The sequence below is a fragment of the Lysobacter sp. M2-1 genome (assembly GCF_022662495.1).
GTDB lineage: Bacteria > Pseudomonadota > Gammaproteobacteria > Xanthomonadales > Xanthomonadaceae > JAKPBU01.
The window spans coordinates 160,380-175,326 of record NZ_JAKPBU010000001.1; the positions used below are offsets into that span (position 1 = coordinate 160,380).

Genomic DNA, 14,947 nt, shown 5'->3' on the forward strand with positions numbered 1-14,947 from the left:
CGGGATGAGCGAGATCGAACTGCTGCTGACCGCGCTGTTCTTCGCCGTCGCCGTGCTCTATTCCTCGGTCGGCCATGCCGGCGCCAGCGGTTACATCGCCTCGATGGCGCTGCTCGGTTTCGCGCCCGAACAGGTGCGGCCGACAGCGCTCGCGCTGAACCTGCTGGTTGGCGGCATCGGCCTGCTGCGCTGGTGGCGCGGCGGGCACGTGCGCTGGCGCAACGTGCTGCCCTTCGTACTCGCCTCCGCACCGGCCGCGTTCTTCGCCGCACAGATCAGATTGCCGAAGGAGAGCTACTCGCTGCTGCTGGGCCTGGTGCTGCTGGCGGCGGCGATCGGCGTGTTCCGCAGCGCCTCGCGCGCCGAAGCCAGCGACGCGCACGATGCGGGGCGCACCGTTCCGTGGCTTGCGGCGCTGCTGATCGGGGCCGCGATCGGCCTGTTGTCGGGCCTGACCGGCACCGGCGGCGCGATCTTCCTGACCCCGATCCTGCTGTTCGCGCACTGGATGCCCACGCGCGAGGCCAGCGGCACTTCGGTCGCATTCGTCTGGATCAATTCGCTCACCGGCCTGGCCGGGCTGATGCATGCCAGCGGCACCCTGCCCCAGGCCCTGCCGCTGTGGCTGGGCGCGGTCGCGCTGGGCGCGCTGATCGGCACCCAGCTCGGCCTGCGCTGGCTGCCGGTCAGGGGCCTGCGCTACGCCCTGGGGATCGTGCTGCTGATTGCGGCGGGGAAGTTGCTGTTCGCCTGAGTGAAAATTAACAGGACAGCGACGATGATGCCGGCATGACGCAGTCCCGCTTGCCGGCGTTCTTCGACTCCCTCGACGATGCGGTCGCCTCCCTGCTCGCCAGCATTGAAGGCCCGCTCCGGGTCGGCGCGCCGTTGGGGATCGGGAAGCCGCACCGCTTCCTCAACGCCCTGTACGCACGCATCGAAGCCGACCCCTCGCGGTCGCTGACGCTCTACACGGCGCTGTCGCTGGATCCCCCCTCGGGGTCGAGCGCGTTGGAAAAGCGTTTCCTCGCGCCGTTCGTGGCACGCCTGTACGGCGATGACTTCCCGCGCCTGACCTACGTGCAGGCACAGAAGCGCGACGCTCTGCCGGCGCATGTCCACGTCGAGGAGTTCTACCTGCAGTCCGGCGCGTTGCTGGGCTCGGCGCAGGCGCAGCGACGCTACTCCAGCCTGAACTACACGCATGTGGCACGTGCACTGGCCGATCGCGGCATGAACGTACTGGTGCAGAAAGTGGCGAGCAACCCGGACGACACCCGGCTGTCGCTGTCGTCCAATACCGACCTCACTTTCGATGCGATCGACGCGATCGTCGCGCGTGGACTGCCGCGGCCGGTGCTGGTCGCCGAGATCGACCCGCAGCTGCCGTGGCTGGACGGCGTGGCCGCGGTGGACGCCGGCTTCTTCGACATGGTGGTCCTGCCGCCTCCGCTGCATTCTGGCGCGTACCCGCCGCTGTTCGCGCTGCCACGCCAGCCGGTCAGCGACGCCGACTACGCCATCGGCTTCTACGCCAGCGCGCTGGTACGCGACGGCGGCACCCTGCAGATCGGGATCGGCGCACTGGCCGATGCGCTCTGCCATGCGCTGGCGCTGCGGCATACGGACAACGCCGCCTACCGGCGCGTGCTGCAGGCGCTGGATTCGGAACTGGAACGCAATGGCGCGGTGGTCGCCAGCGGGGGTCTCGATCCGTTCGAGCGCGGGCTGTACGGCTGCAGCGAAATGATCAACGAGGGCTTCAAGCGCCTGGTCGAATCCGGCGTGATCCGGCGCAAGGTGGTGGACAACGAAGCGCTGATGCGGCGCGTCGCCGACGGCACCGCCGACCTGTCGGACAAGAAGCTGCTCGAACGCGACGGCGAGTTTCTGCATGGCGCGTTCTTCCTGGGCTCGCCCGACTTTTACGACTGGCTGCGCAACCTGGACGCCAGGACCCGGCGCGGCATCGGCATGCGCCGAGTGAGCGAGGTCAACGAGCTCTACGGCGGCAACGAAACGCTCGAACGCCTGCAGCGCCGCGACGCGCGCTTCTTCAACACCTGCATGATGGCCACCGCGCTCGGGGCCGCGGTGTCCGACGGCCTGGAAGACGGCCGCGTGGTCTCCGGCGTCGGCGGCCAGTACAACTTCGTTGCGATGGCGCACGCCCTGCCCGATGCGCGTTCGGCGCTGCTGCTGCGCGCCACGCGCGACGAGGGGGGCAGGCCGAAGCCCAACATCCGCTGGAACTACGGCCACACTACGATCCCGCGCCATCTGCGCGATCTCTACATCACCGAATACGGCATCGCCGACCTGCGCGGCATGGCCGACGAGGACTGCGTCATCGCCATGTCCGCGATCAGCGATGCGCGTTTCCAAACGCAGCTGCTCGATCGCGCAAAGACCCATCTGAAGCTGGACAAGGACTTCAAGGCTGCCGACGCGTGGAAACGCAATACGCCTGGGCGCCTGCGTGATGCCCTGGCGTCGCTGCGCGCCGACGGCACCTTGCCGGACTATCCGCTGGGCAGCGATTTCACCGCGGCCGAACAGCGCCTGGTCAAGGCATTGGGCTGGCTCAGGGCCAATACGGCCACGCCCTGGGCGAAGGCAATGACGCTGTTCCGCTCGACCTTCGCGGGCCGGACCGCCGACCGCGAAGCGCTGGCGCGCATGCAGCTGGACAAGCCGCAGGGGCTGCGCGAGAAGCTGCTGACCCGGCTGGTGGCGTACGCGCTCAACAGCACACGCGGCTGAGGCGGGCCGTGTTCAAGCGATCGCTTGTCGCCGTGCCACGCTACGGCCGCGGGTTCGCGCGCATTTCGCGCCGTGCGCGGCCATCGGCCGCGACGCGCGCAGCCTCAGCGGTTCCGGCGCCGCCGCGGTTGCCATGCGGCGCGCAGCCGCTCCAGGCCCTCGTGCCTGTCGGCCGATTCCAGCAGCGCGTAGCCGAGCGTCGCCGCGGTCATCAGGCTCTCGCTCAGCGCCGAATGCGCGTGCGAGGCGCGGTCGCCCAACCGCTGCAGGCGCTCCAACCGCGGGCGCAGCTGGTCGAGCGCGCGCAGCATCTCGCCGGCGTCGGCCACGCCCATGCCCTCGGCGTCGAGCTGCGGGTTGAGCACCAGACGCATCAGCGTCTCGCGGCAGAACCGCTCGGCATCGCCCTGCAATCGGGTTTCCGGCATCGGCTGGAACGAGCGCAGGGTCGGCCGTCCCGGCAACTCCTCATCGTCCTCGTCGCATTCCTCGTCGACCGTGAGCAGGCGCTCCAAGTGCGATTCGACGACATCCATCGCCTCGTCGATTGCCCGCAGCTTCCGCAGGCTCATGGTGAGGGAAAGCCGCTGGTCGTCTTCGTTCATGTGCAAGTCCCTTGCATGTGGCACGCGCCGCCCTGTGATCTGCGATCGCGGCGACCGGATTCTGGCAGATCGGCGCGATCACGGCGCGCTGGGACCGGGCAACCGGGGCAGGCGCAATCGGATCGCACGCAGTGCGGTGGCCGCCTCGTCGCACAACCATTCCCTGAAACAGGCGATCTTGTGCGCCTGCCTGCGTACGGCCGGATAGGCCAGCCAGAAGCGCCGTCCGTCGGTGGCCACCAGCGGATGCGCGGGGACCAGGCGCCCGGCTTCGATGTCGTCACGGAACAGCACCGGTGAACCCATCGCAATGCCCTGCCCTGCGATCGCTGCGGCGATGTCCAGGTATTCGGCCGAAAAGGTGGTGCCGAAGCGGTCAGGGCGGGGCACGCAATCGGCACCGAGCGCGCGATACCACAGCGCCCACCAGTCGGGCCGACCCAGCAACGGCAACTCGGGTCGCGCCTGCGGATCGGCCAGATCCGCGCAGGCGCCGAGCATCGCCGGCGCGCACAGCGGCATGAACACGCTGGGGAACAGTTCCACAGTCGCCAGCCCAGGCCAGTCGCCAAGGCCATTGCGGATGGCAGCATCGAACCGCCCCGACGCCAGGTCCTGGGGCTCGGGCGAGAGATCGAGTTCGAACGCGATGTCCGGATGCCGGGCGCGGAAGCGGCCCAGCCTGGGCGTCAGCCAACTCGTGCCCAGCGTGGGCAGGGTGGTGACCGACAGTCGCAACGCATCGACGTCCGCCGCCTTCGCGAAGCTCGCCCGCAGCAGGGCGAAGGCACGGGTAGCCTCTGCCGCCACCAACTCTCCGGCCGCAGTGAGCTCGACGCGCTGTGCATGACGCCGGAACAACTGCATGCCGGTCTGCGCTTCCAGCCGGCGGACGTGGTAGCTGACCGACGCCGCGGTGGTGTCGAGTTCCTGCGCTGCGGCGGCGAAGCTGCCCACGCGCGCGGCCGCCTCAAAGGCACGGATCGAGGCAAGCGAAGGGAGACGCCGATCGTCGACCATAAGTCTGACTTAGGCTGGCGGGTCGACTTCGGGTGGTCAAGGGCCGATGGTCTTGCCACGCTCCAGCGCATCGGAACAACGGAAGAACAGCATGCGCAGACGGAATTTTCTCGCGTCCCTGGCCGCGACGGGAGGATTGACAGCCCTCGGCGTGCCCATGTGCGCGCCTGCCTGGGCAGCGGACCCGGCGATGACGCATGCCCGCGACTGGGCCTGGCTGCGCGGTACGTGGAAGGTCTGGCATCGGCGGCTCAAACACCGCCTTGCGGGTGACCACACCTGGGAGGAATTTCCCGGGCGTAGCGCGATGTGGCTGACCATGGACGGGCTGGGCACGATCGACGACAACATCGTCGAATTACCTGGCGATGCCTATCGCGGCCTGGGCATCCGCGCGTTCGATGCCGCAGCCGGTTCGTGGTCGATCTGGTGGCTGGACGGTCGCGACCCGACCCGGATCGACCCGCCGGTGCGCGGCACCTTCCAGGGCGACACCGGCACGTTCATCGGCCACGACACGCTGCGCGGAAAGCCCATCGTCATGCGCTTCCGCTGGCGCGACATCAACGGCCCGCGGCCCTGGTGGGAGCAGGCGTTCTCCCCCGACAACGGCGCGAGCTGGGAAGTGAACTGGCGCAACTGGTTCACCCGCACCGCGGCCGAGTCCGCGTTCTTGCCCCTGCGCGACGACGCGCCGCACGACTTCGATTTCCTGGTGGGCCGCTGGCAGGTCCGCCACCGGCGTTTGCGGCAACGATTCGCCGGCAGCCAGGCCTGGGACGAATTCGACGGCACCCTCGTCAACTGGCCGGTGCTGGGCGGCCACGGCAACGTGGGCGACAACCTGATGCGCTTTCCCGACGGCCCGGTGCGGGGTATCGGAATCCGCGCCTTCGATCCATCGACGAAACAGTGGCTCAGCTGGTGGCTCGACGGCAGGTTCCCTGGCGCGATCGGCGCCCCGGTACGCGGCGGGTTTGCCGATGGCATCGGCACCTTCGTCGGCGACGACACCCACGAGGGACGTCCGGTGAAGACGCGCGTGATCTGGTCGCGGATCACGCCGCATTCGGCGCGCTGGGAACAGGCCGGTTCGACCGATGGTGGTGCCACCTGGGAATCGAACTGGATCAGCGACTTCACGCGGCAGTCCTGAGGACGATTCGTGCACCGAACAACCAGACCAGCCCAACCCATGCGCAATGTCCTGCTCGGCCTGGCGCTTGCCGTCGTGGCCAGCGCCGGCGTCGCCGGACCAGCCCCGGAGCCGATACTGGAGATTGTGGGCGAAGCAACGCCGTTCGCGCCTGGCATCGCTTCGACAGTGCACGCCGAGATCCGCCTGACCTTGAGCCCCGACGGCAATACCGCACTCTGGTTCAGCCGCGACCGCCCCGGCGGCGCCGGCGGTTACGACATCTGGATGTCGCGCCGCACCGCCGGCGTCTGGGGCGAGGCATCCCCCGTTGCGTTCAATTCGCCTACCCGTGATTTCGATCCGGCGTTCTCGTCGGATGGCCGCTTCGTTTATTTCTGCTCGGACCGGCCCGGCGGCATGGGCGGCGACGATCTGTACCGCGTCGCGGTGACGGGTGCCGGCTTCGGCGCGGTCGAGCATTTGGGCCCAGCCGTGAACAGCGCGGCCAACGAGTTCGCCCCCATGCTCGCACCGCTGGGCGGCCGGCTGCTGTTCTCGAGCGACCGCTCCGGCGGCAACGGTGGGCACGACCTGTTCTTGGCTGCCCGCACCGGAACGAGGTTTGCGCCCGCGCAGCGCCTGCCCGGAGCGGTGAACACCACGGCAAACGAATTCGATGCCACGTTCCTGCACGATGGTGAAACCATCGTGTTCGCACGCGCACAGGATTTCCGCCGCGACCGCGTGGACATGTTCGTCTCCTCGCCGCGTGCCGGCCATTACCTCGCAGGCGAACGGCTGCCATCGCCGGCCAACAGCCGTCGTTACGACAGCTACGGCGCGATGCTCGACTGGTCGACCCCGGACACCATCACACTCTCCGCCGAACGTGCTGACGGACAGGGCATGGACCTGTACCGGCTGCGCTACCGCCTGCGGGCGATTGCCCACGACGCTGCCGACTAGACCTGGCCCACGGGCGGCGCTGCGTCGAGCGCAGTCGCCATCCGCAGCTTATGTCCCCCGCTACAGCGCGTTCGCCGCCTGCACGACGTGGTCGACCGTGAAGCCGAAATGCGGGAACAGTTTTTCGGCCGGGGCGCTAGCGCCAAAGCGGTCGATGCCGATCACCGCCCCGTCCAGGCCAACGTATTTGCGCCAGAAGTCGCCGACGCCGGCTTCGATGGCGACGCGTTTGCGCACTGCCTTCGGCAGCACCGCCTCGCGATACGCGGCATCCTGGCGGTCGAAGACATCGGTCGAGGGCATCGATACCACGCGCACCCGATCGCCGAGCTGCGCGGCCGCGTCCATCGCGAGGCCGACTTCCGAGCCGGTCGCGATCAGGATGAGCTCCGGCGTGCCGTTGCTGTCCTTCAACACGTAGCCGCCGCGCGCGATGTCGGCGAGCTGGGCATCCCTGCGTGGCTGGTGCGGCAGGTTCTGGCGGCTGAAGACCAGGCAGCTGGGACCGTCGCGGCGTTCGATGGCTGCTTTCCACGCCACCGCCGATTCCACCGCATCGCAGGGGCGCCAGAGGTCGTTATGCGGGATGTAGCGCAGGCTGGCGAGGTGCTCGATCGGCTGGTGGGTGGGGCCGTCCTCGCCCAGTCCGATCGAATCGTGCGTATAGACGTGGATGGCGCGCGCGCCCATCAGTGCGCTCATGCGCACCGCGTTGCGGGCGTAATCGCTGAACACCAGGAAGGTCGCGTCGTAGGGAATGAAGCCGCCGTGCAGCGCCAGCCCGTTGCTGATCGCTGTCATGGCGAATTCGCGCACGCCGAAGTAGATGTAGTTGGCGTCCGCGTCGTCGGTGGCGACCGACTTGCTGCCCTTCCACAGGGTCAGGTTGGAATGCGCAAGGTCCGCCGACCCGCCGACCAGTTCCGGGAGCAGCGGCGCGAAGGCCTCGATCGCCATCTGCGAGGCCTTGCGCGAGGCGACCACCGGGCCATCGGCCTGCAGCCTGGCGATGTAGGCATCGGCGGCCGCAGCAAAACCTTCCGGCAAATCGCCGTGCGAACGGCGCGTGAGTTCATCCGCCTGCTGCGGAAAACGCGCCGCGTAGGCGTCGAACAGCTCGTTCCACTGCGCTTCGCGAAACCGCCCGACATCGCCGACCTTCCAGCCATCGTAGATCGCCTGCGGGATCTCGAATTCGCCGTGCGTCCAACCGAGCGCGGCGCGGGAGGCCGCGACTTCGTCCTTGCCCAGGGGCGCGCCGTGGCTGGATTCCTTGCCGGCCTTGTTCGGCGAGCCGAAGCCGATCGTGGTCCGGCAGCAGATCAGGGTGGGCCTGTCGCTCGATCTCAAAGCGGTATCGATCGCGGTCTTGATCTCCACCGCATCGTGCCCGTCCACGTTGCGGATCACGTTCCAGCCGTAAGCCTCGAAACGCGCGGGCGTATCGTCGGTGAACCAGCCATCGGTGTTGCCATCGATGCTGATGTGGTTGTCGTCCCAGAACGCGACCAGCTTGTGCAGGCCCCAGGTTCCGGCGAGCGAGGCGGCCTCGTGCGAGATGCCTTCCATCAGGCAGCCGTCGCCCATGAACACCCAGGTGCGGTGATCGACGATCGCCAGCTCGGGGCGGTTGTAGCGCTGTGCCAGCAGCTTCTCGGCCAGGGCGAAACCGACCGCGTTGGCGAAGCCCTGCCCCAGCGGCCCGGTGGTCGTCTCCACCCCGCAGGTCATGAAGTTCTCGGGGTGGCCCGGGGTCTTCGACTCCAGCTGACGGAAGTGCTTCAGGTCATCGATCGTCAGCGGGTAGCCGGACAGATGCAGCAGTGCGTACTGCAGCATCGAACCATGCCCGTTGCTGAGCACGAACCGGTCGCGGTTGAACCACTTGGGATTGGCCGGGTTGTGCTGCAGGTAGTCGTTCCACAGCACTTCGGCGATGTCGGCCATGCCCATCGGCATGCCCGGATGGCCGGAGTTGGCGGCCTGCACCGCGTCGGCGGCGAGGAAACGGATGGCGTTGGCAAGGTCGCGGCGGCTGGGCGTCGTCATGGGTCACTAGGCAATGGGGAATGTCCCGCGGACGGTGCGGGCGGCCTATTGTCCCATGGCCGGGCGACCGACCGGCTCAAACGGCCAGATCGCCTTCGTCGGCCAGGGAGGGCGCGTCGGCCTCGCCCTTCGACACCAGCGCGGCAATGCCCAGGTCGCCGGTGACGTTGACCGTGGTGCGGCACATGTCGAGCAGGTGGTTGACGCCCAGCACCAGCCCGATTCCCTCCGGCGGCACGCCGACCATGGCGCAGATCAACGCCACCACCGGCAGCGAGCCCGATGGCACGCCGGCGGTGCCGATGCCGCCCAGGATGCACACCAGCATCACCATGACCTGCTGGCCGATCGACAGGTCCACGCCGAAGAACTGGGCGAGGAACAGCACCGTCACGCCTTCGAACAGGGCGGTGCCGTTCTGGTTGGCGGTGGCGCCGATGGTCAGCACGAAGCGCGAGATCCGTCGCGGAAGGCCCAGCTCGCTATCGGCGATCCGCAGCGCCGTGGGCAGCGTGGCGTTCGACGAGGCGGTGGAGAACGCCATCAGCATCGCTTCCTGCGAGCCGCGGAAGAACCGGACCGGCGAGTAGTTGCCGAACACCTTGAGCGCGATCGGATAGATCACGAACAAATGGATCGCCAGCGCCCCGACCACCACGAGCACGTATGCGCCGAGCCGGAACACCAGGTCCCAGCCGAACAGCGCGGCCAGGTTGAACATGAAGCAGAACACCGCGTACGGCGCCAGCCGGATCACCAGCCCGATCAGGGTCATCGAAACCTCGAACAGACCCTCGATGCCGCGCTTGAGCGTGGCGATCGCCGGCGTCTCCCTGCTCATCACGATGCCGATACCGAACATCAGCGCGAAAAACATCAGCGCCAGGATGCTGGCGTTGCTTGAGGCCGCGCCGATCACGTTCTGCGGCACGATCGCCAGCAGCATGTCCATGCCCTTGGGCTGCTCTGCGCTGTCCTTGACGATGGCTTGCGCGCGTTCGGCGCTTTCGCTCAGCAGCTGCTGTGCCTGCACCGGGTCGACGCCGGCACCGGGCTTGAACACATTCACCATCACCAGGCCCAGCAGCACCGCGATGCCCGAGAGCAGGACGGTGTATGCCAGCGTGCGCCAGCCGATGCGCCCGAGCGAGCGGATGTCGCCCATTTCCGACACGCCCACCACCAGCGCGGAGAACAGCAGCGGCACGATCAGCATGAAGATCAGGCTGAGGAACAGCGTCGAAAAGGGCTGGGTGACGTAGCGGGTCAGCGTCTGCACCCATGGCGCCTCGGTGCCCACGCTGTAGTACACCAGCAGGCCGAGCGCCAGGCCGGCGACGAAGCCGATCGCGATCTTCCAGTGCAGCGGCATGCGCGGCTTGGCGGCGGATGCGGACATGCGGAACTCCGTGTGGATCGAACCGCGGCAGCTTAACCGACCGCGCCGGGGTGCGATCACATCACGGGCTGCGTACGCTCGGGCTCGCGCTGGCGAGCGCCTCAACCGTCAATCGCGACCCGGATACAGCGGCGCCAGCAGCGGTGCGGCGCGCTTCCCCACCCTGCGCCATGCGGGCGCACGCTTGAAAGCATGGCGCAACTGCGACAGCGCAGCATCCGGATCGCCGTTGCCCCAGCGCGCCTGCTGCAACGCACGCACGGCGGCCACCTGTGCACGATCCTCGAGCCGGTCGCAAACATCATCCAGATCGGGGGCTGCTGGCGTCGCGGAGGCGCGCAGTGCCTCGGCCACGGCGCCTAGATCGCCGCCCGCAAGCGCCTGTTTGAGGTCGACCGTGCGTGTGTGTGTGCTGGCCGCTGCGGCGGGCGCCGGGTCGCTTGCCTGCTCAGCCGTCGTGGCGTGCGTCCGCCGATGCAGGCCCCACCACAGCGTCGCCAGCCATAGCAATGCGAACACCACCGTGGCCAGCGCCCAGGCATGCACCGCGCCCTGTACGAACGGCACCTCGATCCAGCGCTGGCGCGGATGCTCCGTTGCCGGCGCTGCCGTGACATCCGCAGCCTGAGCGTTCGTCCCAGGCGCGACGTCGAAGCTCGCGTCCGGCAGCGACGCCGTGCGTAGGACTCCGGCCTGCACGTCCCACCAGTCCATCCGCGGGCCGGGCACGCGCAACGGGCCCGCGCGTGACGGCACCACCGAGAACTTGCGCACCACGCGCACTTGCGGACGACCCTGTTCGAACGACTCGGCGATCTGCGGGGGATCGGCAAAGACCTGCGCGCCGGCGACGCTGCCCAGCTGCAACTCGGGCAGCTGGGTGGCGCTGGCGCCGTCCACGCGCGCTTCCACCGAGATGCTCACCGCTTCGCCCGCACGAGCGGCCTGTGGCGTGGAGAGATATTGCAGCTCGAGCCCGCGCAACGGCAGCCACGGCTGCGGCGCGTTCGCCGGCATCGGCCGCACCTGCAGCGTGCGTGGCGCGCCGCGTGCGTCGAGGTCGCGGCGGCCATCGCCAAACAGGTCGTCGAAGAACCCGCCCACGCCGACCCCCCGGAAGCGCGCACCGGGAATTGCGAGCGCACCGCTGCGTTCGGGAATCAGCAGGTAGCGTCGTTCGACGACGGTATAGCGCTTGCCGGCGACCTCGCGCTGGAATTGCAGGTCATCGCCTACCCGCTGCAGCGTGGCGCCTTGTGGGGCATCCTGGTCGAGCTGGCCGGAAATCAGCGAAGTCGCGTAGTACAGGCGCACGGTGTAGCCGACGGCCTGTTGCACGTACGGCGAATCCGCATCGGCCTGCGACTCGATGAACACGGTGCCGCCCGCGCGCGCCGGCGCGGGCGCGGCCGCCGAAACGCGCAGCTGCAGCGGCTGGGTGCGTTCGCCACCCACCGCCAGCGCAGGGATGCCAATGACCCCTCCGCGCAATGGCCGCAGCGCGACGGCGAACAGCACGCGACTGCGGCTGGCGCCGTTCACGATTTCGACCCGTCGGCTGCTGGTGTTGCCGGTCACCTCGAAATCCGGATACAGCGGCGAATAATCGGGGGTCGCCGCCGTGGCCTGGTCGGTTTCGATGTTGAGCGTGGCCGTCTCGCCCGCACCGATGCGATCGCGGTCGAGCCAGGCGCGCACTTCGGCGAACGCGGGGCTCGACAGCAACCATAGGGCCAGCAACGCACAACGCAGCAAACGACGCGCCATCAGTCCTCACCTCGCGCCTGGCGGCGCTCGTATTCCAGCTGGAACTTGGCGCGCAACAGCGCGCCCGGATCGTCGGGCACGCGGCGCAGCCAGGCTTCGTTGGCGATACCGCGCTCTCGCTGCGCAGCCTGTTCGGCGCGGTCCGGCTTTCCTTTTACGTCCTGGCCGCTGTTGGTCTGCCTCTGCTGTTCCAGCGCGCGCTGCATGCGCTGGCGCTGGGCCGCATCGGCGGCACGCTGCTGGGCCGGATCCTGCGTCGGCGGCTCTGCCGGCGAGCCCGTGTCTGCCTTGCCTTCCTGCTGGCTGTCCTGCTGCGGCGGCTTGCGCGCCTGCTGCGCGTCCTGCCCGCCCTCGCCAGGATCGCCCTGCGAGCCGGGGCGCGCCTGCGACTGCCCCGGTTGCGATTGCCGCGGATTCGGCTGGTTCTTGTTCGCGCCTTGCGGGGGCTTGCGCTTCATTGCCGCTTCGACCGCCTTGCGGTTCGCTAGGGCATCCTCCATGCCCGGCCGCCCTGCCAACGCGCGGTCGTATGCGGCGATGGCTTCTTCGTACCGGCCCTGCCTGGCGAGCGCGTTGCCGAGGTTGTAGGCGCCATCGGGGTTGTCCACGTCCGCAAACGCGCGGGCGGCAGCGGCGAAATCTTGCTTGCGATACGCCTGCTGGCCCTGTTGCATCCGCGCGTAGGCCTGCTGGTCCGGGCGCCGCCACAGGCTGGAGCGATTCGACGCGTCGTCCTCAGCATGCACCGGCGGCACAGGCAGGCACAGGCATAGCGCGAAGACCGCCAGAACCCCACCGCGCCGGAACGCCAGCGCCGCCAGCAACAGGAGTGGCGGCAGCAGCCAGTAGCCTTCGTCCAACCAGGTCGCCTGCTTCTCGCCCTGCGCCGAGCGCGCACCGGCCTGCACCGGATCCAGCACGCCGAGCGCGTCCAGGTCGCCGGAACCGGCCGTTAATACCTGGTAGCGACCCCCGCCGGCGCGGGCAACCGCCTGCAGCGAACGCGGATCCAGCCGCGCCTGGCCGATGCTGCCGTCGGGCCTGCGGAAGGCCGCGCCAGCGGCGCTGCCCATACCCAGCACGGATACGCGATAGCCCGCCGTGGCTGCCTGGGCGGCCGAATCCCGCGCATCGGCATCGGTTTCGCCGGTCAGCAGCAGGATGTCGCCGCGGTCGAACCCGGCCTGGCGCAGCAATCGCTGCGACCACGCGATCGCGCGGCCTGCACGGCTGCCGTCCTCGGGCATCACGTCCGGATCCAGCGCGTCCAGGAACAGCGCGATATTGGCCACGTCGTCGGTCAGCGGCGCCACGGCGTACGCATCTTCGGCATAGGCCACCAGCGCCACCTGGCCGCCCTGCCGGTCCTTGAGCAGCTGCGCGATCTTGGCGCGCGCCTGCGCCAGGCGCGAAGGGGGCAGATCGCCGGCCAGGGTCGCGCTGGACAGATCGAGCGCTACCACCAGCGGCGCACGCGTCTGCCACAGGGGCTGCTCCACGCGGCGCCAGCTCGGTCCCGCCATCGCGATACAGGCCAGCGCCAGCCCGAGCAGGGCCAGCCAGCGGCCGGTGCGTGCCTGCGTGGAGACGCGGGCCTCGAGCAGGTGCGACAGCAGATGCGGATCCACCGCCTCGCGCCACACGCTCTGCTTACCGCGCCGCGACTGCCAGCCCCAGGCCAGCAGCGGCAAAGCCAGCAGGCCCAGCAACCACAGCGGGCGCAGGAAGTGGAGACCGTCGATGCCCAGGGCGCTCATGCCAGCCTCCGCCGTGGCCAGGCCGCCGCAAGCAATCCCAGCGCAAGCGATGCCCCCAGCGGCCAGGCGTAGCGCTCGATGCGCGGGCGCACGCTCTGGCCCGGACGCTCCACCGGCTCGAGCCGGTCGATCTCGGCATAGATGCCGACCAGCTCATCGGTATCGCGCGCACGGAAGGCGCGCCCGCCGGTGATATCGGCAATGCGCTTCAGGCCGGCTTCGTCGGTCATGTCGTCGCCGCCGGGCATGCGCAACGGCACGCCGAATACGTTCAGGCCTGCGCCATAGCCGCCGAAAGCGATGGTGTGGATGCGCACGCCTTCGTCGCGCGCCAGCTCCGCGGCCTTCTGCGGTTCCAGCGCGCCGGCGGTGTTGACGCCGTCGGTCAGCAACACCAGGACGCGCTGGCCCGAAGGCAGCGCGCGCAGGCGCTTGGTCGCCAGGGCAATGGCGTCGCCGATCGCCGTCTCGCGCCCGGCCAGGCCCACCACGCTGTCCTGGAGCTGCTGGCGCACGGTGTCGCGATCCAGGGTGAGCGGCGCGAGGACGAAGGCACGCTGGCCGAACACGATCAGCCCGACGCGGTCGCCGGCGCGGCGATCGAGAAAATCGGCCAGCACCGCCTTGGCCGCGGTCAGCCGATCGACCACGTCACTGCCCAGCTGCATGTCTTCCTCGCCCATGCTGCCGGACAGGTCGACCGCCAGCATCAGGTCGCGCCCCGCCTGCGGTGGCTGCAGCATCGGCCCGAGCAGCTGCGGCCGCGCCGCAGCGATGCACAGCAACCCCCAGGCCAGCCATGCGAGCAGGCCGACCCCGCGCGCGCGCGCCGGGCCCGCGCGACCGGCGATGCCATCGAGACGTTTGCCGAATGGAACCTTCAGCGCCGCCGCCGACGCATCGGCTACCGGCGGCAGGAGCCTGCGCAGCAGCCACGGCACCGGCAGCGCCAGCAGCAGCCATGGCCAGGCGAAGCCGTCGAAATCCTGCGGAAGCCATTGCGCCAGCCAGCTGGTCATCGCCCGGCGCCCATCCACTGCAGGAAACGCGTGCGCGCAATCGTTCGCAGGCCAGCGACATCGGCTTCGGACACGTCGCGACGGAACGCACCTTCGACCAGTACGGCCCCCGTCTCGGTGGCAAACACCGGCTGCTTCAAACCCGCATCGAGGAAATGCAGCCAGTCTTCTCCTAGCAACGTGTCGGCATTGGGATCGCGACGGCGTGCGGCGCGCCGCAGCAGTTCGGACATGGCGGCAATCTGGGCGGTGGGCGAGTCGGCCTGGGCCAGCGCATCATCGAACAGCCTGGCGATCGCGCGTTCGCGTCTGCGTCGACGCAGGCGCAATACCAGCAGGATCGCCGCGGCGGCGGCCACGACCGCGAGCAGCAGCCACCAGCCCGGCGCCGGCGGCCACCAAGACGGCGCGCTTGCGGCATGGATGTCGCGCAGTACGAGTCCGTCCGTCTGCATCGTCGCGTC

At 69.1% G+C, this 14,947-nt stretch carries 12 protein-coding genes; 4 read left to right on the forward strand and 8 right to left on the reverse strand.

Annotated elements, in window-relative coordinates; translation table 11 throughout:
* Nucleotides 1–4: 4 nt before the first annotated feature.
* Both MC375_RS00640 and MC375_RS00645 read left to right on the forward strand, forming a co-directional pair.
* Nucleotides 5–754 carry a sulfite exporter TauE/SafE family protein gene (locus tag MC375_RS00640; RefSeq protein ID WP_242101357.1) on the forward strand — a complete coding sequence of 250 codons (750 nt, stop codon included), beginning with the start codon at nucleotides 5–7 and terminating at the stop codon, nucleotides 752–754.
* Between the two features lie 35 nt (nucleotides 755–789).
* Complete coding sequence (locus MC375_RS00645; RefSeq protein ID WP_242101358.1) at nucleotides 790–2,763, forward strand: acetyl-CoA hydrolase/transferase C-terminal domain-containing protein; 1,974 nt, start codon at nucleotides 790–792, stop codon at nucleotides 2,761–2,763.
* Nucleotides 2,764–2,867: 104 nt separating this feature from the next.
* Here the strand turns inward: MC375_RS00645 and MC375_RS00650 are convergent, their stop codons facing one another.
* The gene (locus MC375_RS00650; RefSeq protein ID WP_242101359.1) at nucleotides 2,868–3,368 is read right to left on the reverse strand and encodes a hypothetical protein; all 501 of its coding nucleotides are present in this window, start codon (nucleotides 3,366–3,368) and stop codon (nucleotides 2,868–2,870) included.
* A gap of 78 nt (nucleotides 3,369–3,446) precedes the next feature.
* On the reverse strand, nucleotides 3,447–4,388 hold the full coding sequence (locus MC375_RS00655; protein WP_277929261.1) for a LysR substrate-binding domain-containing protein: 942 nt from the start codon (nucleotides 4,386–4,388) through the stop codon (nucleotides 3,447–3,449).
* Nucleotides 4,389–4,578: 190 nt separating this feature from the next.
* Between MC375_RS00655 and MC375_RS00660 the strand changes: the two genes are divergently transcribed.
* Nucleotides 4,579–5,544: a DUF1579 domain-containing protein gene (locus tag MC375_RS00660; protein WP_242101361.1), complete on the forward strand. Its 966-nt coding sequence runs from the start codon at nucleotides 4,579–4,581 to the stop codon at nucleotides 5,542–5,544.
* A gap of 39 nt (nucleotides 5,545–5,583) precedes the next feature.
* Complete coding sequence (locus MC375_RS00665) at nucleotides 5,584–6,492, forward strand: hypothetical protein (RefSeq protein ID WP_242101362.1); 909 nt, start codon at nucleotides 5,584–5,586, stop codon at nucleotides 6,490–6,492.
* 60 nt (nucleotides 6,493–6,552) lie between these two features.
* On the opposite strand, the gene tkt is transcribed toward MC375_RS00665, so the two are convergent.
* The 6 genes from tkt to MC375_RS00695 all read right to left on the reverse strand — a co-directional run bounded on the left by tkt (nucleotide 6,553) and on the right by MC375_RS00695 (nucleotide 14,938).
* Entirely contained in the window at nucleotides 6,553–8,541 is a 1,989-nt protein-coding gene (tkt, locus tag MC375_RS00670) for a transketolase (RefSeq protein WP_242101363.1), read from the reverse strand.
* Between the two features lie 76 nt (nucleotides 8,542–8,617).
* Nucleotides 8,618–9,940, reverse strand: coding sequence for a dicarboxylate/amino acid:cation symporter (locus MC375_RS00675; RefSeq protein WP_242101364.1), 1,323 nt, complete (start codon nucleotides 9,938–9,940; stop codon nucleotides 8,618–8,620).
* Nucleotides 9,941–10,048: 108 nt separating this feature from the next.
* On the reverse strand, nucleotides 10,049–11,707 hold the full coding sequence (locus tag MC375_RS00680) for a BatD family protein (protein WP_242101365.1): 1,659 nt from the start codon (nucleotides 11,705–11,707) through the stop codon (nucleotides 10,049–10,051).
* A complete protein-coding gene (locus tag MC375_RS00685; protein ID WP_242101366.1) occupies nucleotides 11,707–13,464 on the reverse strand; it encodes a VWA domain-containing protein in 1,758 nt (585 codons plus the stop codon). Before MC375_RS00685 ends, MC375_RS00680 begins: the two co-directional genes overlap by 1 nt.
* On the reverse strand, nucleotides 13,461–14,483 hold the full coding sequence (locus tag MC375_RS00690; RefSeq protein WP_242101367.1) for a VWA domain-containing protein: 1,023 nt from the start codon (nucleotides 14,481–14,483) through the stop codon (nucleotides 13,461–13,463). Before MC375_RS00690 ends, MC375_RS00685 begins: the two co-directional genes overlap by 4 nt.
* A complete protein-coding gene (locus tag MC375_RS00695) occupies nucleotides 14,480–14,938 on the reverse strand; it encodes a DUF4381 domain-containing protein (protein ID WP_242101368.1) in 459 nt (152 codons plus the stop codon). Before MC375_RS00695 ends, MC375_RS00690 begins: the two co-directional genes overlap by 4 nt.
* Nucleotides 14,939–14,947 lie beyond the last annotated feature (9 nt).